Genomic DNA, 18,925 nt, shown 5'->3' with positions numbered 1-18,925 from the left:
GCCAGTTTTTCTTTCCATTAGAAATATGGTAGAATATTCTCTATGAAAACGGAATTTTTTGTAGTAGGAGATGTTCATGGTAAGTATGAACTCCTGCTTGATATTTTAAAGAAATGGAATGAAGAGAGACAACAGCTGATTTTTCTGGGTGATTTGATTGATCGCGGGGAAAATTCCAAAGCTTGTTTGGAGTTGGTCTGGAGCTTGGTGAGGGAAAAGGGTGCGATTTGCTTAACGGGCAATCATGAACGGATGTTTCTGGCCTGGTTGCGTGATCCAGTTAATCGCTATGACCACTATCGAAGAAATGGTGGCGATACGACGATTAACTCCCTTCTTGGTCGTCCCCTGGATACTCCTGTAGATGGATTGGTAGATGCAAATGCAGTGATGGAACAATATGGGGACCTGATTGATTTTGTCAAATCTTGTCCCTATCATGTGGAAACGGAAGGATATATCTTTGTCCATGCTGGTGTGGACTTGACCTTACCGGACTGGCGCGAAACCAGTAATCATGATAAAGTCTGGCTTAGAACTCCTTTCCATGAGACTGAAAATACCACAGGGAAGATGATTGTCTTTGGGCATACCCCTGTTTATAACCTCTACCAAACCAAGCTCCGAATTAGCCAAATCTGGACCAGTTCAGATGGGAAAATGGGGATTGACGGAGGAGCTGTTTATGGTGGAGTTCTCCATGGAATTGTACTAGATGCCACAGGTTTAGTTCAAGATTATATCGTTGGAGTTGTTAATCCCAGAAAAGAAATTGAAGATTAAGATAATACAAAAAAATTAGGAGGTAGAACTTCTAATTTTTTTGTTTTTCATCATCAAATTTTCAGAAAATTTTGCTATAATAGAAAAAATATTATTTTTAGATTGGAAACATTATGACTGCACAAAAAATGACTGCCCAAGAGATCATTGCCTTTATCGGTAATGCTGTGAAGAAGACAACTGTTAAAGTAACTTTTGAAGGTGAATTGGCTGGGCCTGTTCCTGCTGAAGTGACAAAGCTTGGCAATGTCCTCTTCGGTGACTGGAAGGACGTTGAGCCACTCTTGGCAAATCTGACTGAGAATGTGGATTATGTGGTGGAGCAAGACGGCCGCAATTCAGCTGTGCCACTACTTGACAAGCGCAACATCAACGCCCGTATCGAGCCAGGTGCCATTATCCGTGACCAAGTGACGATTGGCGATAATGCTGTTATCATGATGGGAGCGGTGATTAACATCGGTGCAGAAATCGGCCCAGGTACCATGATTGATATGGGGGCTATTCTCGGTGGTCGTGCGACCGTTGGTAAAAACAGCCACATCGGTGCAGGTGCGGTCCTTGCAGGTGTTATCGAGCCAGCTTCTGCTGAGCCAGTGCGTGTTGGTGACAATGTCTTGGTCGGTGCTAATGCCGTTGTCATCGAGGGTGTGCAAATTGGTAGCGGATCTGTAGTCGCGGCGGGTGCTATTGTGACTCAGGACGTCCCTGAAAATGTCGTGGTGGCAGGTGTGCCAGCCCGCATCATCAAGGAAATCGACGCTCAAACCCAACAAAAAACAGCCTTGGAAGAGGCTTTGCGGACACTCTAAGGGGTAGCTATGCTAGATTTAATCGCGACACGCCGGGCCCTCCACCAGATACCAGAGCTGGGCATGGAGGAGTTCAAGACCCATGCCTTTCTCATGGAAACCATTGAAAGTTTACTGCAAGATTGTACTTTTGCCCAAGTCCGCACTTGGAAGACAGGAATCTTGGTTTATCTGACGGGCTCTGCTCCAGAGAAAACGATTGGCTGGCGGGCGGATATTGACGGCCTGCCGATCGTGGAGGAGACGGGCCTGGACTTCAAGTCCCTCCATCCAGATCGTATGCACGCCTGTGGACATGATTTCCACATGACCATTGCCTTGGGGCTTTTGGAGAAAATGGCAGAGCAGCAACCGAAAAACAATCTTCTCTTCTTATTTCAGCCTGCGGAGGAAAATCTAGCAGGTGGCATGCTTATGTATGAAGCGGGAGCATTTGGGGATTGGTTACCAGATGAATTTTATGGGCTCCATGTCCGACCGGACCTCAAAGTCGGTCAAATGGCCACCAACCGTGCGACCCTCTTTGCTGGGACCTGTGAAGTCAAGATACGGTTTACAGGAAAAGGTGGCCACGCAGCATTTCCACATACCGCCAATGACGCTTTGGTTGCAGCCAGCTACTTTGTGACTCAGGTGCAGTCGGTGGTCAGCCGTAACGTCGACCCAATCGAGGGAGCTGTGGTGACCTTTGGCTCCATGCACGCGGGAACGACCAACAATGTCATTGCGGAAACTGCTTTCTTGCACGGCACAATTCGGGCTTTGACCCAGAGCATGAGCCTTCTGGTGCAAAAGCGGGTGCGTGAAGTTGCAGAAGGAATCGCCCTGTCCTTTGGAGTGGACTTGGACATCGAGCTCAATCCAAGTGGTTATCTGCCTGTGGAGAACAATCCCCAGCTGGCTGATGAACTCATGACCTACTTTGACGGTGTTGACGGTGTGGAGTTGATTGACTGTCCACCTGCTATGACGGGTGAGGACTTTGGCTACCTGCTCAATAAGGTGCCGGGGGTTATGTTCTGGTTGGGTGTGGATACGCCTTATCCCCTCCACAACCCTCGTCTCAGTCCCAAAGAGGAAGTTCTTCCCTTTGCTGTGGATAAGTTGAGCGATTTTTTGAAAATAAAAGTAAACTAGACTGGTTTTTCCAGTCTTTTTCAGAATAAAAAGGAGTTTCTGTGGATAAAAAGAGCATTCGGCAAGATATCTTGCAGAATTTGAAAGACCTGACTAGTAGCCAGCGAGCAAGATGGAGCCAGCAGCTAACGAAACGCCTCCTTGCTTCTGAGGCTTATCAGGGTGCAACGTCGCTTGGGACCTACCTTTCCATGCCCCATGAGTTTGACACTTCTTACCTGATTGAGCAGGCTCAAAAGGATGGCAAGCAGATTTTCATCCCTAAGACCTATTCACAAGGGCGCATGGATTTTGTAGAATATAAGCCTGATGATTTGGTGAAATCTAGGTTTGGAGTTTGGGAACCTGGGACTTATTCACAACCTGTGGATAAGTCTGTGGTTAAGTTGATTCATGTTCCTGGTTTAGCTTGGAACCATGCGGGTTTTCGAGTGGGTTATGGAGGTGGTTTTTATGACCGCTACTTGTCAGATTATCAGGGGGAGACGGTATCGACCTTGGCAGACTTTCAAGTCTATGAGTTCAAACCAGATCTATTTGATATTCCAGTAAAGGAGATGTTGATTTTTGAGTAACTTTTTTGATAAGCGCTATCCTGTAACTAATGGCTTATTGGCTGTCACGGCTTTTGTTTTTCTTCTGATACAAATATTTCGATTTGGGCAGACCACTACAGCCTATACGATTTTTGAATTCGGTGGTATGTACGGTGAAGTGGTGCGTTATGATCCGACTCAGTTGTGGCGCTTAATTTCCCCTATCTTTGTCCACATTGGTTGGGAGCATTTCTTGTTTAACAGCTTCACACTTTATGCCCTAGGGTATCAGCTGGAGCCTTTATTTGGTAGTCGGAGGTTTTTCTTGCTCTACCTTCTTTCGGGAGTCATGGGAAATGTCTTTGTTTACTTCTTTACTCCTGGAGTCGTTGGTGCAGGCGCCTCTACTTCCTTATTTGGATTGTTTGCTGCTATGGCCTTTTTACGTTATTACAGCAGAAGTGCCTATCTTCAGCTCCTGGGGCAGCGTTACACTGCTTTGCTCCTGATAAACCTTGCCTTAGGGCTCTTTAACCCAGCCATCAGTATGGCAGGCCATATTGGTGGAGCTATCGGTGGCTGTTTGGCAGTAGTTTGTCTGCCACCAAGACTGGAAAAACAAACCTTTACTGCCCAGCAGACAGGATGGGCCCTTTTGGGCTATCTGCTCTTGTTTCTTGGTCTCTTATTTGTAGGATTTTTGTTTTAAAAGGGCCGCTTCAGTCGGTCTTTTTTTGTGGATCGACCAGAGCATACAAATAATTGCTTTTTGACAGAAAAGGCTGTATAGTGAATGGAGACGCTAGATCAGCCTTGTTGATAAGTACTTCGAGGAGTAAAGGCTCTAGCCAATTAGACATGGGAGGGTCTGACTTGGGATATTTTTTGTTGGCACTTGTATCTTTTCTTGCTTATCTGGGAAGCGAGGGACACTGGTTTGGTTACCGCAGAAAAGTAAGAAGTGGTGAATTGAGAGATCGTGGAGATTTGTTTTATACACAGGCTAGCCGATTCACTCCTTCAGCTCCAATTAGTTTATTAGAAATCTATAGACAGTTGCCAGAGGAAGAGTGTAGGAGATGGAACATCAGCTGTCAGTTGAAAGAGCAAGAGCTGATTTTTCAATTGCATCCGCTACTTGGCTACCATCGTATGGATTTTAAAATAGAAGCGCGTTTGGTTCAGTCGCCTCTGTCGGGGCGTTTGCTGTATCACATTAGTCATTGGCAAGAGCGTCATCCTGAATTGGCATTGGAGCAGTGTAATCGTCTGTTGACAATGCTTGAAGAAGCCTTGTTGTTGCTGGACTCTCGTTTGGAAATACATTAAGAAAGGACAGGTTATTTCCCTGCTTAGCTCAGGGGAATAGCCTGTCCTTGTTTTGTTTGATTTGGTTATTCTGCGTCTTGGAGTTGTTTAGCAAGATCGATGATGTAGTCTTTCACATCATCTTTGACTTGTGGGTGGGTCAAGGCGTAGTCAATCGACGTTTTCATGAAGCCGAATTTATCTCCGACATCATATCGTTTGCCAGTAAATTCACGAGCAAATACGCGCTGTGTTTTATTGAGGGTGTCAATGGCGTCGGTCAACTGGATTTCATTGCCGGCACCTGGTTCTTGATTTTCCAAGATATCGAAGATTTCAGGGGTCAAGAGGTAGCGACCGATGATGGCAAGATCAGAAGGAGCATCTTCTGGTTTTGGTTTTTCCACAAAGGTTTCAACACTGTAAAGGCCGTTGACTCCTTCACCATGGGGTGCAATAACACCATAGGATGAAACTTCTTCATGAGGGACTGGCATAACTGCAAGTGTTGAAGCATGGGTCGCTTCGTAGTCCTCAATCAGTTGTTTGGTGATTGGTTTGACTGTTTCATCTGTAATATCCATGAGGTCATCGCCCAACATAACAACGAACGGTTCGTTTCCAACAAAGGCTTTAGCTTGTAAGACTGCGTCACCCAACCCTTTTGGATAGCTTTGGCGAATGAAGTGGAGGCGAATGGCTGTCGCATCGTCAACCAATTTTAAAAGGTCGGCCTTTCCTTTTTCGCGAAGGTTGTGTTCTAATTCAAAGTTTGAGTCGAAGTGGTCTTCAATAGAACGTTTTGCCTTGTTGGTTACGACCAAGATATCTTCGATACCAGAACGAAGGGCTTCTTCAAAGATGAACTGGAGGGTTGGCTTGTCAACGATTGGCAACATCTCTTTGGCAAGAGCCTTAGTTGCTGGAAGGAAACGGGTTCCCAAACCTGCTGCAGGGATGATGGCTTTTCTAACTTTTTTCATAATCATTTCTCCTTTTTATTATGACCATTCGTTTTCCTGGCGGAATTCACCAGACATGATTTCTTGGATGGCATCTTGGATACTGGCCCCTTGGTAAATCACGCTATAGATGGCCTTAGTAATAGGCATATAAACACCCAATTCTTGTGCCAATTCATAGGCCGCCTTGGTAGTGGAAATCCCTTCAATAACCATGCCCATGTTGGCTTCGATATCTTCGAGTTTCTCTCCTTTGCCAAGCAAATCGCCGGCCCGCCAGTTACGAGAGTGTACAGATGTACCTGTAACAATCAAGTCGCCGACGCCAGATAGACCGCTGTATGTCAAGGGATTGGCACCCATGGCTACACCGAGTCGGGTAATTTCTGTCAATCCACGAGCGATGATGGCTGCCTTGGCATTGTCGCCAAATCCGAGTCCGTGAAGGGCACCAGCACCAACTGCGATGATGTTTTTCAAAGCACCAGCGGTTTCCACCCCGATAACATCATTGTTGGTGTAGAGTCGGAAGTAGCGGTTGCTAAAGAGATTTTGGACGTAGGTTGCAGTTTCCAAATCTTTAGATGCGGCAGAAATCAAGGTTAAATCGCGGACAATGGTTTCTTCTGCATGGCTTGGTCCTGAAACCACAACGATTTCTGAGCGGAGCTCAGCAGGAATTTCTTCTTCCAAGACCTCAGATAAGCGTTTGTGGCTATCTGGTTCCAACCCTTTGGAAGCGTGCATGACAACAACCTTGTGTTTAAGGGCTTGAGCAACTTGCTTGGCAACCAGACGGGTCACCTTGGTCGGTACAACGAAGAGAACGGCATCAACCCCATCAAGGGTCTCAGTCAAATCCTTGTAGCCTTTGATTTTCTCGTCTAGGACGATATCTTTGAAGTACCGTTTATTGGTATGCTGTTCATTGATTTCGTCAATTTGTTCAGGAATATTTCCCCAAATACGGACCTGATGGCCGTTGTCATTGAGTACCTGTGCGAGGGCTGTCCCCCAAGAACCAGGCCCTAGGACAGCGATGGTTTGTTGACTCATATGCTTCCCCTGTCATCATATTTTCTCCATTATACCATAGATGCTTATTTTTGGAAAATAGCAGAGCAGAAACTTGACAATAGTTCTCCAGAAAACTATAATAGTTCTCATGCTAATTAATTGATTGGAAAGGAGCTATCATGGGACATACCATTGCAGATTTTCGGAACTTGCTCAATCAGATTGAACAAATCAGTGAAACTATTGCTAAAGAATACGATGTGGAGCACCTAGCTGGTCCACAGGGCTGGGCCTTGCGTTTCATCGCGGAGCGGTCAGACCTTGAGACTTTTGTCAAAGATATAGAAGCAGAATTGAAGATTTCCAAATCGGTTGCCAGCAACCTGGTCAAGCGAATGGAGAAAAATGGCTTTATCCAGGTCCTGCCTTCTCAGGTTGACAAACGCTACAAGCAGTTGGTCTTGACAGAGAAAGGACAAGGGAAAATCTGCCACCTGAAAGCCTTCCATGAAGAAATGCACCGCTCACTTTTTTGGGGTATTCAAAAAGAAGACTTTGATTTGGTTAAACAGGTAGGCAATCAATTAAAAGTAAATATTCAACGTTATAAGGAGAAGAATCATGTTTAAAGAAGCCATTTTACGTTATAAATGGTACGCCTTGGCCTGTATCACCTTGACATCGATTGTCGTTATTACGACCCTCTTGCAGCCCAACTACTTAAAGGATGTCTTGGCAGCAGTCTTGGCTAATGACAAGGAAGAGATTGTCCGTGTGGGCCAGTTGCTCTTGGTGATTGCGGGCATTGGTCTTTTGGCTGGTCTGGCTAATACTATTGCCGCGGCGAAAATTTCACAAGGGGTTTCTGCAGATATTCGTGAGAAGACCTTTCGGAAGATTCAGAGCTTTTCTTATGCTAACGTTGAAGAATTTAATGCGGGGAACTTGGTTGTTCGGATGACCAACGATGTGACCCAGATTCAAAACTTGACCATGATGCTCTTTACTATCTTGTTACGGGTTCCCCTCCTCTTTGTCGGAGCCTTCATCATGGCGGTGCGGACCATGCCAGAACTTTGGTGGATGATTATTCTCATGGTGGTCTTGATTATGGTCATTATGGCAGTTGTCATGGGGCAAATGGGACCACGTTTTGGGAAATTCCAGTCCCTCATGGACAAGATGAACAGTATTGCTAAGGAAAATTTGCGTGGAATCCGTGTGGTCAAATCCTTTGTGCAGGAGAAGAACCAGTACAAGAAGTTCAAGGATGTGTCTAATGAACTCTTGGATCTCAACCTCTTTATCGGTTACGGTTTCTCTATTTTGCAACCTCTGATGATGTTCATTTCCTATATGGCGATCTTTGCATCGCTCTACTTGGTTTCTGGCATGCTGGAAACCAATATGGAAGCAGTTGGTGGCTTTACTTCCTTTATGAGTTACCTCATGCAAATCATGTTTGCCATTATCATGGCTAGCTTTATGGGGATGCAGGCTTCTCGTGCAGCGATTTCTATTAAGCGGATCAGCGAGGTCTTGGATACGGAGCCTGCTATGACCTTCAAGGATGTGGCGGATGAAGAATTGATTGGTAAGATTGTCTTTGACAATGTTAGCTTTACCTACCCACACGATACAGAGCCGACTTTGAAAAATATCTCATTTGAGATTGAACCAGGTCAAATGGTCGGTGTGGTTGGCGCAACAGGTGCGGGTAAATCCACTCTTGCTCAACTGATTCCACGTTTGTTTGACCCGCAAGAAGGAACGGTGTCCATCGGTGGTCGGGACTTGAAAGAAGTCAGCAAGAACACTCTGCGTGATACGGTATCGATTGTCTTGCAAAAGGCTATTCTCTTCTCGGGAACCATTGCGGACAACCTGCGTCAAGGGGCACCTGGTGCCGATCGTGCAAGATTGGAGCGGGCCGCAGGTATTGCCCAAGCCAAAGAATTTATTGACCGTTTGGATGATACCTATGAGAGCCAAGTAGAAGAACGTGGAAATAACTTCTCTGGTGGTCAGAAGCAGCGGATGTCCATTGCTCGTGGGGTGATTGGCGAGCCGAAGGTTTTGGTCTTGGATGACTCGACTTCTGCCCTGGATGCCAAGTCTGAGAAACTAGTCCAAGAGGCTCTCAACCATGATTTGAAGGGGACAACCACTGTCATTGTTGCCCAGAAGATATCTTCTGTTGTCAAAGCTGATAAGATTTTGGTACTTGATGAAGGTCGTCTGATCGGCCAAGGTACCCACGCCGAGTTGGTAGCTACGAATGATGTCTACCGTGAAATCTACGAAACACAGAAAGGGAGGGAGGAATAGATGAAGACTTTACGTTTTTTCTGGTTTTATTTTAAACGCTATAAACTGTCCTTTGCTGTGATTTTTCTAGCCATTGTGGCAGCGACCTACTTGCAGGTTAAGACACCTGTTTTCCTTGGAAATGCCATTGCGGAGATGGGGAAAATCGGGCAAGCTTACTTTGCTTCGGTGCAAATGGGTCAGTCAGATTTCAAACCTGACCTGTCTGATTTTAACGGGGTTATGCTCGATCTTTTCTTTGCCTATGCGGCGACGGTTGTGGCTTCCTTGATTTACACCCTCCTCTTCACGCGTATCGTGGCTCATTCGACCAACCGTATGCGTAAGGGCTTGTTTGGCAAACTGGAACGTTTGACAGTTGCCTTCTTTGATAGCCACAAGGACGGGGACATTCTTTCTCGCTTTACCAGTGATTTGGACAATATCCAAAACGCTTTTAACCAGTCCTTGACCCAAGTGGTGACCAACATTGCCCTTTATGTTGGTATGGTTATCATGATGTTCCGTCAGGATCCTCGCTTGGCCTGGGTCACCATTGCTTCTACGCCAGTTGCCTTGGTTGCTCTAGTGATTATCATTCGCTTATCACGCAAATACACGGACTTGCAGCAGGCTGCGGTGTCTAAGCTTAATGCCTACATGGACGAGAAAATTTCCGGACAAAAAGCGATTATTGTACAGGGTGTGCAGGAAGAGACGATTGATGGTTTCTTGGAACTCAATGAAGAAGTCCGTCGTACGACCTTCAAGGGACGCTTGTTTGGTGGGGTTCTCTTCCCATTTATGAATGGGATGAGCTTGGTCAATACGGCCATTGTTATCTTTGCAGGCTCCAGCATTGTTCTCAACGATAGCTCGCTGGAAACAGCTGCCGCACTTGGTTTGGTGGTGACTTTTGTTCAATATTCGCAACAGTATTACCAGCCAATCATGCAGGTTGCTGCCAGCTGGGCAGAATTGCAGCTAGCTTTCACAGGAGCTCATCGTATTCAGGAAATGTTTGATGAGCCTGAGGAAGTTCGTCCTCAAAACGCTCCGCTATTTACCGAATTAAAAGAAGGTGTTGAAATCAAGGACATCGACTTTGGCTATCTGCCGGGTCAGAAGGTCTTGGACAAGGTGTCTATCTCTGCTCCTAAGGGCAAAATGGTGGCGGTCGTTGGTCCGACAGGATCCGGTAAGACTACCATTATGAACTTGATTAATCGCTTCTATGATGTCAATAGTGGTAGCGTGGCTTTTGACGGTCGCGATATTCGGGAATATGATTTGGATAGTTTGCGGGATAAGGTCGGCATTGTCTTGCAGGAGTCAGTGCTATTCTCGGGTACTATTGCGGACAATATCCGCTTCGGAGATGAGAGCATTTCGCAGGAAATGGTGGAAACCGCAGCTCGTGCCACCCATATCCACGACTTCATCATGAGCTTGCCAGAGGGGTATGAAACCTTTGTGACCGATGATGAGAATGTCTTCTCAACAGGTCAGAAACAGCTGATTTCCATTGCCCGTACGCTCTTGACAGATCCACAAGTCTTGATTTTGGACGAAGCAACCTCAAACGTTGATACCGTAACGGAAGCCAAAATCCAAAAAGCTATGGAGGCCATTATCGCAGGACGGACCAGCTTCGTCATTGCCCACCGCCTCAAAACCATTCTCAATGCGGATGAAATCATCGTCCTCAAGGATGGAAAGGTTATCGAGCAAGGCAACCACAGCCAACTTCTCAAGCAGGGCGGCTTCTACGCCGAACTCTACCACAACCAGTTTGTGTTTGAATAATATATAGAAAAATAAACAGCCAAGATAAGCAGACCACAATCCTTAAACATTTAGGACGTGCTTTATCTTGGCTGTTTTTGTGGTAGGCTTACTGCTCAATATGGTTGGTTTTGGTTTGATTGAGCCAAGCGTAGGCGATACCGATAAAGAGACCGGCTCCGAGCCAATTTCCAAAAAAGACCACAATCCATTGACGAAGGATATTGATCATATTGAAGGCTTCGACATTGCTTCGAGTAGCGTTAAAAGCTAGGAGCATGAAAGATGCGAAATTGGCGACCAGATGCTCATTGATGAGGAAAACGAACATAAAAATGGAGGAAATGATGACAAAGAACTTAGCAGACTGTTCTTTGATGAGCATGAAGCCAAGGATTGCCATATTTACAAACATATTAGCCGTGATCCCTTCAATAAAATTACTCCAGTCAGATTTTCCAAGTTTGATGGTAACGGCATTGACGACAAAGCTCTTATCAGAGAGATTGAGGTAGGAGAAGGACTGATTGAAGAGCCAGGCTAGAATAGTAGCGCCTACAAAGTTAAAGAAAGTACAGTATAGCAGCATCTGTGTCACTTTTTTCCAGCTAATTTGCTTATAGTAGGCACCAGTTGTGAGATACATCATGTTAGATGTGGCTAATTCACCACCAAAAATAAGAACAAAAACCAGCCCAATAGCAAAGATGAAGGTAAAGACAAAGCGCGACAAACTTGGAAATTGACTGGCAATAACGTCTGCTCCGATAATACCGACAGCTGTTGACATAGTCAGGTAGGCTCCTGCATACATAGAACGCAAGGCATAGCGGCCTAGACTTTCGTCAAAAAGTGCTTCTTTTTTTGAAACTGCAGCTGAAATTTTTTCTTGAAATGGTGACATAGGAACTCCTTGTGAAATCATGATCAATGTTTTGTTTGAAAAATATAGTGGGAAGAGTTCTTCCCACTATATGTGAACGATTAGTGAGCGGATGCACCAGAATTTGCATCTGTCGGTGTGGAAGTAGCAGGGGCACTACCAGCATCTGATGCACCAGAGGTTGCGTCAACATGTGCAGGAGCTGCTGCCGTTCCCGAACCACCAACCAAGCGTTGACCAGTAGCTTCAAGATACCAATCTAGCCATGGTTTGAAATTAAAGATAATTTCATTGATACCAGCGTAGGATCCGTCAGGATAGTACATAGCTTGGTAGTTGTGGGTGTTGATAATTTCAGCAGGGGTACCGGGTACAATGGTACGAACATATTCCTGGTTACCATTACGCAAGGTACCGACAACCCCTTTTTTACTTTTAGCTGGTTTTTGCTTTGCGAGAAGTTCAAAAAGGTTTGAAAAATGGCTACGCAATACAAAAATTTATCAATTTTACGTAGCTGATTACGTTGAGACTAAATCCATTTCCCGCAAACGAAAAAAGCAAATCATCTGGCAAATTTACTTACTCATGGCAATTTCTATCTGGCTGGCTCCTATTTTATTGGTCAAAATAGGACTGGGACTATTAACAATCTTCATCACTTACTATTTGTTTTGGGTCATACCGGAGAAATAAAGTCAGATTTGAGGGTTGAACATCGTCCTCAAAGACGGAAAGGTGATCGAGTAAGGCAACTACAGCCAGCTCCTTAAACTCAATGGCTTCTACGCCGAACTCTACCACAACCAGTTTGTGTTTGAATAGATTCAAAATTCCAGCCATTAGGTTGGAGTTTTGCTTTACCCTGTATTTCCTGTATAATAGACCTATGAAAAGACAGAGCGTTCGAGTTGAATTATTTCCCTTGAAAAAAGAAGAAATCCTTGCCTACCTTGATGACAAGGGTGTTTTAGTGAATGACTATTTCAAGACCTACCTAGCTCATCCTGCTTATCAAGAAGTGGTGGAGAAACAGAAGTGTTTAGTTGAGATTGTCAGTCTATCCGGCATGGGATTTGATAGGGAAGCAACTGCTCCTCAGATAGAGGAGAGAGCCGTGGAGATGGGTTATCAATTACCACCAGCTCCTCTGGGAGTTTATCTTCGGTTGGCCTTGTTGGAACAGGAAGTCAGCCAGGATATTGTACTCTCCCAAGGAAAATCACCAGACGGAGCCATTTGCCTGCTGTCGCCTCAGTTGGAGAAAGAGTTTACCTTCCCTCGTAGTGTCTATCTTCGAAAGGTTGACCAAGACTTGTGGTTACGTGCAGCTCGCTTTGATGACGAGTATGCCTTTCCCCAATCCACCATTTTTGCATTTGTGACGCAAAGTGCGAATGAATACAATGAATAAAAAGAAGAAAATGATGTAAGGAGTTCTTATGAAAATCCGCGGATTCGAACTGGTCAGCCAGTTTACAGATGAAAACTTATTACCAAAACGTGAGACGGCTCACGCAGCAGGTTACGACCTAAAGGCTGCGGAGAGGGTCAGCTTGGAGCCAGGTGAGATTAAGCTGGTTCCAACAGGTGTTAAGGCCTATATGCAGGCCAACGAGGTCCTCTATCTCTACGACCGCTCGTCCAACCCTCGCAAGAAAGGCTTGGTCCTGATTAACTCGGTTGGGGTTATCGACGGCGACTACTATGGAAATCCAGCCAATGAAGGGCACATCTTTGCCCAGATGCGAAACATCACAGAAGAAACCGTTGTGGTGGAAGCTGGGGAGCGGATTGTGCAGGCTGTTTTTGCCCCCTTCCTTTTGGCTGACGGCGATCAGGCCGACGGCGTTCGGACGGGTGGATTTGGCTCGACAGGGAAATAGGAGGTCATCATCATCGCTAAGAAAAAAACAACCTTTATCTGTCAATCCTGCGAGTATCACTCGCCCAAGTATCTGGGCCGTTGCCCCAACTGTGGCTCCTGGTCTAGCTTTGTCGAGGAAGTGGAAGTCGTTGAAGTCAAGAACGAGCGGGTCAGCCTGACAGGTGAGAAAACCCGACCTATGAAGCTCAATGAAGTGTCGTCCATTCAAGTGGCTCGCACCAAGACCAATATGGAGGAGTTTAACCGCGTCTTAGGTGGTGGAGTGGTGCCGGGCAGTCTGGTCCTGATTGGTGGCGATCCAGGGATTGGCAAGTCCACCTTGCTCCTGCAAGTATCGACCCAACTTTCGACTATTGGCACCGTCCTCTACGTGTCGGGGGAAGAGTCTGCCCAGCAGATTAAGCTCCGTGCCGAGCGTTTGGGCGACATTGACAGCGAGTTCTATCTCTATGCGGAGACCAATATGCAGAGCATTCGGACCGAGATTGAGAAAATCAAGCCAGATTTCTTAATTATCGACTCTATCCAGACCATTATGAGCCCTGACATCTCCAGCGTGCAAGGCTCTGTCAGTCAGGTCCGTGAAGTGACAAATGAACTCATGCAGATTGCCAAGACCAACAATATCGCAACCTTTATCGTCGGCCACATGACCAAGGAAGGAACCCTGGCTGGACCGCGGACCTTGGAGCACATGGTAGATACCGTTCTTTATTTTGAGGGCGAGCGGCAGCACACCTTCCGTATCTTGCGGGCGGTCAAAAACCGCTTTGGCTCTACCAACGAAATTGGCATTTTTGAAATGCAGTCACAAGGCTTGGTCGAAGTCCTCAATCCTAGTGAGGTCTTTCTGGAAGAGCGTCTGGACGGGGCGACTGGCTCTGCTATTGTCGTGACCATGGAGGGCACCCGCCCTATCCTTGCGGAAGTGCAGGCTCTGGTGACCCCGACCATGTTTGGCAATGCCAAGCGGACCACGACAGGACTGGATTTCAACCGTGCCAGCTTGATTATGGCGGTTTTGGAAAAACGGGTAGGCCTGCTCCTCCAAAACCAAGATGCCTATCTCAAGTCAGCAGGTGGAGTCAAACTGGATGAGCCAGCCATCGACCTAGCAGTCGCAGTTGCCCTTGCCTCCAGCTACAAGGACAAGCCAACCAACCCACAAGAGTGCTTTATAGGCGAAATCGGTCTGACAGGGGAAATCCGCCGTGTCAATCGGATTGAGCAACGGATTAACGAAGCCGCTAAATTAGGCTTTACCAAGGTCTATGCTCCTAAAAATTCCCTGACCGGTATCAAGGAGCCCAAGGAAATCACGGTTATCGGCGTGACAACCATTGGCGAAGTCTTGCAGAAAGTGTTTTAGTAAAACAGTATCGGAGGTGACAATCGTGCATCTCCTTTTCTGTCCTCTTTGGAGGGAATATGGTAAGCTAGAAGTAACTTGTTTTCTGAAAAATTCAGAAATTCTCATCAGACAAGGAGGTTCTATGTCCTATTTTCAAAACTTTATGAAGGCCAACAAGGCCTATGTTGACCTGCATGGTACCTACCACCTACCGCTCAAGCCCAAAACCAAGGTGGCTATCGTGACCTGTATGGACTCACGGCTTCACGTGGCGCAGGCCTTGGGCTTGGCTCTTGGTGATGCTCACATTCTGCGGAACGCGGGTGGGCGTGTGACGGAGGACATGATTCGTTCGCTAGTCATTTCCCAGCAGCAACTTGGTACGCGGGAAATCGTGGTCCTCCACCATACAGACTGCGGTGCCCAGACCTTTACCAATGAAGACTTTGTGGTCCAACTCAAGCGGGATTTGGGAGTGGATGTGGCTGGTCAGGACTTTCTTCCTTTTACAGACATTGAAGAAAGCGTGCGAGAGGATATTGCCCTTTTGAAACAATCTCCGCTCATCCCCGACGATGTTGAGATTTTTGGGGCAGTCTATGATGTGGATACAGGGCGTATGACAGAGGTTATATGATGACAAAGGAATCTAATTGTTTGGATTCCTTTATTTCTTTTTACAAAAATACTTGACAGGGTTTTGTTCAAGTTGTAGAATTGTGTTATATAAACAATACAAAACAAAAAGGAGACCTTCTCATGTCAGATAACCGTATGAAATACACGATTGATAGCAATATGCAATTTCCTTTGGTGGAAATTGCCTTAGAGGCTGGAGAGTCGGCTTATATTCAACAGGGGAGTATGGTTTATCACACGCCCAGTGTGACCTTGAATACCAAGCTCAATGCCCGTGGCGGTTCAGGACTTGGTAAGTTAATAGGTGCCATTGGTCGATCCATGGTATCAGGTGAGTCCATGTTTATCACGCAAGCCATTTCCAATAGTGATGATGGGAAGATTGCTCTGGCTCCATCTGTGCCTGGTCAAGTTATTGCCCTTGAGCTAGGAGCCAAGCATTACCGCCTTAATGATGGAGCCTTTCTGGCTTTGGATGGTTCTGCTCAATATAAGATGGAACGTCAAAGTGTTGGCCGTGCCTTCTTTGGTGGCCAAGGCGGACTCTTTGTCATGACGACAGAAGGCGAGGGTACACTTTTGGCTAATGCCTTCGGTTCCATCAAGAAAATTGAGCTTACAGGTGGAAGCATTACCATCGATAATGCTCACGTGGTAGCCTGGAGTCGTGACCTCAATTATGATATTCATCTAGAAAACGGCTTCCTTCAGTCTATTGGTACGGGTGAAGGGATTGTCAATACCTTCTCAGGCTATGGGGAAATCTATGTGCAAAGCTTGAATATTGAAACATTTGCTCAAGTCATCGGCAGCCATATTGTCACAGGTGGCGATGGCGGTGGTGGTAGCACTTCCTTGCTCGATGCGATTTTTTAAGCTCCAACCAGCTGCGGCTGGTTTTTTGAGTGTCCAATTATACCACTTACGAGCATATTTTTACCACTTACTGAAATGCCCTTGCAAAATTCGAGTAAGTTGATATAATAAAACCAGAAAAAGCAAAGGAGGTCGTATGAAAGTTCGGATTGAATTAGATGATAGCTTAGAGCAAGTCGAAGTGATTATCAGAAGTAGCCGACTAGGACCAGAGTTGGAACGCATCCAGCAGGCTTTGCAACAGGTTAGCCGTCCCTCACTTGTCTTTTACAAAGGAACCAGTGAGTATTTCTTGAAATTGGAAGACCTGCTCTTTTTTGAAACCGATGGTACCAAGCTGATGGGGCATACTAGAGATGACGCCTATGAAGTCAAGATGAAGCTCTATGAACTGGAAGACTGCCTCCCTGCTTATTTTTGTCGGGTTTCCAAGTCAACCATTGCTAATAGCAAGGCCATCTACTCGCTGGACAAGTCCTTTTCAGGGACTAGTCGGATTTCCTTTTATCATACCCACAAGGAAGTCCACGTGTCGCGGCATTATTATCATTTATTAAAAGAAAAGTTACGAGAAGTGAGGTAGAGAGATGAAAAAATATGGTTTAGGGATTGCCCTGCTGATCCTAGCAGTCTTGGTCCTATTTAGGGATTCACTGGGTTTGCATTTATCCATGCCCTTTTGGACCACTGTCTGGTTTGTTTTAACCTTTGTGACTGGTTTTCATCGCTTGGTGAAGCTGGATTGGCTTGCCAGTATCTTTTGTTTCGGTCTAGCTTTTATAGCGGTGAATTCAGTTTATGATTGGGTGGAGTTTGGGACATGGAACATGGTTCTGTCACTTGTCCTGCTCTGCCTTGGCATGAAACTGATTTTTAAACCCAAGAAGCGCAGACCGGCTCATGGAGTTGGTACAGGCGTGATTGGTGACAAGGGTCGGGAAATAGCTTTTGGCTCCTCTACTCGCTACATTCATGAGGAAAATTTTACCTACGATAGTGTGGAAGTGGCCTTTGGCTCCAGTATGGTTTATTTTGATCAGGCGGTTATTCTGGGAGATAAGGCTGAATTTCATATCGATGCAGCTTTCTCATCAGTTAATCTTTATCTGCCGGCAAATTGGCAGGCGGTCGTGGAGCTAGATAGTTCCATGTCTGCTGTCAATAACTATGCAACTGGTATGGGAGAAAAGATGCTGCATATCACAGGAGATATGGCCTTCTCCACTCTGAATATCTATTACACCTAGAGTGAACAGAGAGCAGTCTATTCAGGCTCCTCTGCAGGACAAAAATTCAGAATATTCTGGAAATTATTCAAAAGAAAGGGATTATCATGAAAAAGATTTTGAAAAATGCTACCTACCTATGGGTACTGACTGCGGATATGCTGTCCAATTTTGGTGATGTGGTCTATTATCTGGCCTTGATGAACTATGTTTTGCTGGTACCCAACAGTCGTCTGGCTCTGGCGATTGTGACCTTTTCGGAAATTTTCCCTAGCTTTATGGGGCTCTTTACAGGCTATCTGGCGGACAAGACAGTCAACAAGATTGGCACTATCAAGCTGACTCTGCTCTTTCGTGCTGTACTCTACCTCATCCTAGGCTTCTGCATGGGCTTTGAGCCAGCCCTCTGGATTGTCGTAGTGGCTGCAACTTTCAATGTCTTTGCAGACTTCGCTGGCTTCTATGAAAACGGCCTCTATACACCTCTGGGATTACGCGTAGCGCCCAAAGAAGAGCGGGAGCAGTACTCGGCCTTTCGCCAGACCGTGACCAGCCTCCTCAACATTGCCTTTCAGGCCCTCTCTGCCCTTTTGGTCGGCCTCCTCTCCTACCAAAACCTGGCCTTTCTCAACGCCGGCACCTTTTTAGCCGCCCTCCTCATCATGCAGCTGCTGACGCCAGCCTTTCGCAAACTCCTGACGGAGCAGCCTTTGAAAATAGCAGAGCAGCCGAGCCAGTCCGAGCCAGAAAACAAGGGACCGGGCATTCTAGCTTCCTTCAAGCAAGCAATCGTGGAGCTTCGCAAGATTCCCGAGTTCCGTCTGGTCCTGATTACCAGCCCCCTTATCAATGCCTGCGGAGCTATTCTCTATCCTATTTTGGTCCTCTTGATTAGCGAAGACCCAGGCCTTGTCTTCCTTAATATTGAAACAACCCTTGCCCTGACCATTTTGATTTTCTTTGTTGGCAATATCTTGGGTTCGACCTTGGTCTTTAGCCTCTTCAAAAAGACCAGTATGGTTACGCTAGAAGTGGCTGCCACTTTCTCTCTTCTTGGCGTTTTTGTCGGAATGTTGCTACATCAACTGCCAATTATTTTCTTCTTCCTTACTACAATGGGAATTAGCTTTGGGGCTAGTGGTCCCAAGTTTAATGCCAAGTTTGTCAACTCCATGCCAGAGGAGCAACTGGCAACTATCGGCGGTGCAGTATCCACCTACTTTATGCTGGGTCAAGCCTTTGTTCGCTTACTCGTTTCAGGTCTGGTCTTGGTATTGGCCGTCGATCAGATTAGCGGACTTTTCCTAGCGGCAACTGGCTTCTTGGTCCTCTATGTCCTCTACTGGCTGGCTCGCAACCAAAAAACACCTCAAAATCAGTCTGCTTAGGCTGATTTTTCTGTTATCTGCGGGGCA

21 protein-coding genes and 1 pseudogene are annotated in these 18,925 nt (G+C 46.1%); 18 read left to right on the top strand and 4 right to left on the bottom strand.

Annotated features, from left to right (window positions below; translation table 11 throughout):
• Window positions 1–42: 42 nt before the first annotated feature.
• The 6 genes from J5566_RS02150 to J5566_RS02125 all read left to right on the top strand — a co-directional run bounded on the left by J5566_RS02150 (window position 43) and on the right by J5566_RS02125 (window position 4,597).
• On the top strand, window positions 43–783 hold the full coding sequence (locus J5566_RS02150) for a metallophosphoesterase (RefSeq protein WP_208561877.1): 741 nt from the start codon (window positions 43–45) through the stop codon (window positions 781–783).
• A 113-nt stretch (window positions 784–896) separates the two neighbouring features.
• Window positions 897–1,595 (top strand): 2,3,4,5-tetrahydropyridine-2,6-dicarboxylate N-acetyltransferase, encoded by a 699-nt coding sequence (gene dapD / locus J5566_RS02145; RefSeq protein WP_024376132.1) that lies wholly within the window; start codon window positions 897–899, stop codon window positions 1,593–1,595.
• 9 nt (window positions 1,596–1,604) lie between these two features.
• A complete protein-coding gene (locus tag J5566_RS02140; protein WP_208561876.1) occupies window positions 1,605–2,732 on the top strand; it encodes an N-acetyldiaminopimelate deacetylase in 1,128 nt (375 codons plus the stop codon).
• Window positions 2,733–2,773: 41 nt separating this feature from the next.
• Window positions 2,774–3,307 (top strand): 5-formyltetrahydrofolate cyclo-ligase, encoded by a 534-nt coding sequence (locus J5566_RS02135; protein WP_208561875.1) that lies wholly within the window; start codon window positions 2,774–2,776, stop codon window positions 3,305–3,307.
• Window positions 3,300–3,977, top strand: a complete 678-nt coding sequence (locus J5566_RS02130) for a rhomboid family intramembrane serine protease (protein WP_208561874.1) — start codon at window positions 3,300–3,302, stop codon at window positions 3,975–3,977. The genes J5566_RS02135 and J5566_RS02130 overlap by 8 nt, the downstream gene beginning before the upstream one ends.
• A gap of 164 nt (window positions 3,978–4,141) precedes the next feature.
• On the top strand, window positions 4,142–4,597 hold the full coding sequence (locus J5566_RS02125) for a hypothetical protein (RefSeq protein ID WP_208561873.1): 456 nt from the start codon (window positions 4,142–4,144) through the stop codon (window positions 4,595–4,597).
• A gap of 65 nt (window positions 4,598–4,662) precedes the next feature.
• Here J5566_RS02125 and galU read toward each other — a convergent pair whose 3' ends face one another.
• Complete coding sequence (gene galU / locus J5566_RS02120; RefSeq protein ID WP_208561872.1) at window positions 4,663–5,559, bottom strand: UTP--glucose-1-phosphate uridylyltransferase GalU; 897 nt, start codon at window positions 5,557–5,559, stop codon at window positions 4,663–4,665.
• Between the two features lie 18 nt (window positions 5,560–5,577).
• On the bottom strand, window positions 5,578–6,594 hold the full coding sequence (locus tag J5566_RS02115) for an NAD(P)H-dependent glycerol-3-phosphate dehydrogenase (RefSeq protein WP_208561871.1): 1,017 nt from the start codon (window positions 6,592–6,594) through the stop codon (window positions 5,578–5,580).
• 140 nt (window positions 6,595–6,734) lie between these two features.
• Here J5566_RS02115 and J5566_RS02110 point away from each other — a divergent pair, with 140 nt between their 5' ends.
• The 3 genes from J5566_RS02110 to J5566_RS02100 are packed head-to-tail and all read left to right on the top strand — an operon-like array spanning window position 6,735 to window position 10,668.
• The gene (locus J5566_RS02110) at window positions 6,735–7,184 is read left to right on the top strand and encodes a MarR family winged helix-turn-helix transcriptional regulator (protein ID WP_208561870.1); all 450 of its coding nucleotides are present in this window, start codon (window positions 6,735–6,737) and stop codon (window positions 7,182–7,184) included.
• The gene (locus J5566_RS02105) at window positions 7,177–8,883 is read left to right on the top strand and encodes an ABC transporter ATP-binding protein (protein ID WP_208561869.1); all 1,707 of its coding nucleotides are present in this window, start codon (window positions 7,177–7,179) and stop codon (window positions 8,881–8,883) included. Before J5566_RS02110 ends, J5566_RS02105 begins: the two co-directional genes overlap by 8 nt.
• Window positions 8,884–10,668, top strand: coding sequence for an ABC transporter ATP-binding protein (locus tag J5566_RS02100; RefSeq protein WP_208561868.1), 1,785 nt, complete (start codon window positions 8,884–8,886; stop codon window positions 10,666–10,668).
• A gap of 88 nt (window positions 10,669–10,756) precedes the next feature.
• On the opposite strand, the gene J5566_RS02095 is transcribed toward J5566_RS02100, so the two are convergent.
• Both J5566_RS02095 and J5566_RS02090 read right to left on the bottom strand, forming a co-directional pair.
• Entirely contained in the window at window positions 10,757–11,551 is a 795-nt protein-coding gene (locus J5566_RS02095) for a formate/nitrite transporter family protein (RefSeq protein WP_024395466.1), read from the bottom strand.
• Between the two features lie 80 nt (window positions 11,552–11,631).
• A pseudogene (locus J5566_RS02090) lies at window positions 11,632–11,967 on the bottom strand (PAS domain-containing protein); the annotation flags it as partial.
• Here J5566_RS02090 and J5566_RS02085 point away from each other — a divergent pair.
• The 9 genes from J5566_RS02085 (at window position 11,906) to J5566_RS02045 (ending at window position 18,898) form a co-directional block, all read left to right on the top strand.
• Window positions 11,906–12,226, top strand: coding sequence for a YbaN family protein (locus J5566_RS02085; protein WP_208561867.1), 321 nt, complete (start codon window positions 11,906–11,908; stop codon window positions 12,224–12,226). The pseudogene J5566_RS02090 and the gene J5566_RS02085 sit on opposite strands and share 62 nt — an antisense overlap.
• Before the next feature lie 193 nt (window positions 12,227–12,419).
• Window positions 12,420–12,944, top strand: a complete 525-nt coding sequence (locus J5566_RS02080) for a hypothetical protein (protein ID WP_208561992.1) — start codon at window positions 12,420–12,422, stop codon at window positions 12,942–12,944.
• A 28-nt stretch (window positions 12,945–12,972) separates the two neighbouring features.
• Window positions 12,973–13,416, top strand: coding sequence for a dUTP diphosphatase (locus J5566_RS02075; protein ID WP_024388517.1), 444 nt, complete (start codon window positions 12,973–12,975; stop codon window positions 13,414–13,416).
• Window positions 13,417–13,422: 6 nt separating this feature from the next.
• Window positions 13,423–14,787, top strand: coding sequence for a DNA repair protein RadA (gene radA, locus J5566_RS02070; RefSeq protein WP_208561985.1), 1,365 nt, complete (start codon window positions 13,423–13,425; stop codon window positions 14,785–14,787).
• A 124-nt stretch (window positions 14,788–14,911) separates the two neighbouring features.
• Window positions 14,912–15,406 (top strand): beta-class carbonic anhydrase, encoded by a 495-nt coding sequence (locus J5566_RS02065; RefSeq protein ID WP_208561866.1) that lies wholly within the window; start codon window positions 14,912–14,914, stop codon window positions 15,404–15,406.
• 122 nt (window positions 15,407–15,528) lie between these two features.
• Complete coding sequence (locus tag J5566_RS02060; RefSeq protein WP_208561865.1) at window positions 15,529–16,284, top strand: TIGR00266 family protein; 756 nt, start codon at window positions 15,529–15,531, stop codon at window positions 16,282–16,284.
• Window positions 16,285–16,420: 136 nt separating this feature from the next.
• Window positions 16,421–16,867, top strand: coding sequence for a LytTR family DNA-binding domain-containing protein (locus J5566_RS02055; RefSeq protein WP_208561864.1), 447 nt, complete (start codon window positions 16,421–16,423; stop codon window positions 16,865–16,867).
• A 4-nt stretch (window positions 16,868–16,871) separates the two neighbouring features.
• Window positions 16,872–17,531 (top strand): LiaF transmembrane domain-containing protein, encoded by a 660-nt coding sequence (locus J5566_RS02050; RefSeq protein WP_208561863.1) that lies wholly within the window; start codon window positions 16,872–16,874, stop codon window positions 17,529–17,531.
• 86 nt (window positions 17,532–17,617) lie between these two features.
• Complete coding sequence (locus tag J5566_RS02045) at window positions 17,618–18,898, top strand: MFS transporter (RefSeq protein WP_208561862.1); 1,281 nt, start codon at window positions 17,618–17,620, stop codon at window positions 18,896–18,898.
• Window positions 18,899–18,925 lie beyond the last annotated feature (27 nt).

The sequence above is a fragment of the Streptococcus suis genome (assembly GCF_017601095.1).
GTDB classification, from domain to species: Bacteria; Bacillota; Bacilli; order Lactobacillales; family Streptococcaceae; genus Streptococcus; species Streptococcus suis_Z.
Note: the sequence above shows the minus strand (reverse complement) of the source record. Positions and strands in the feature narration are given on the sequence as shown.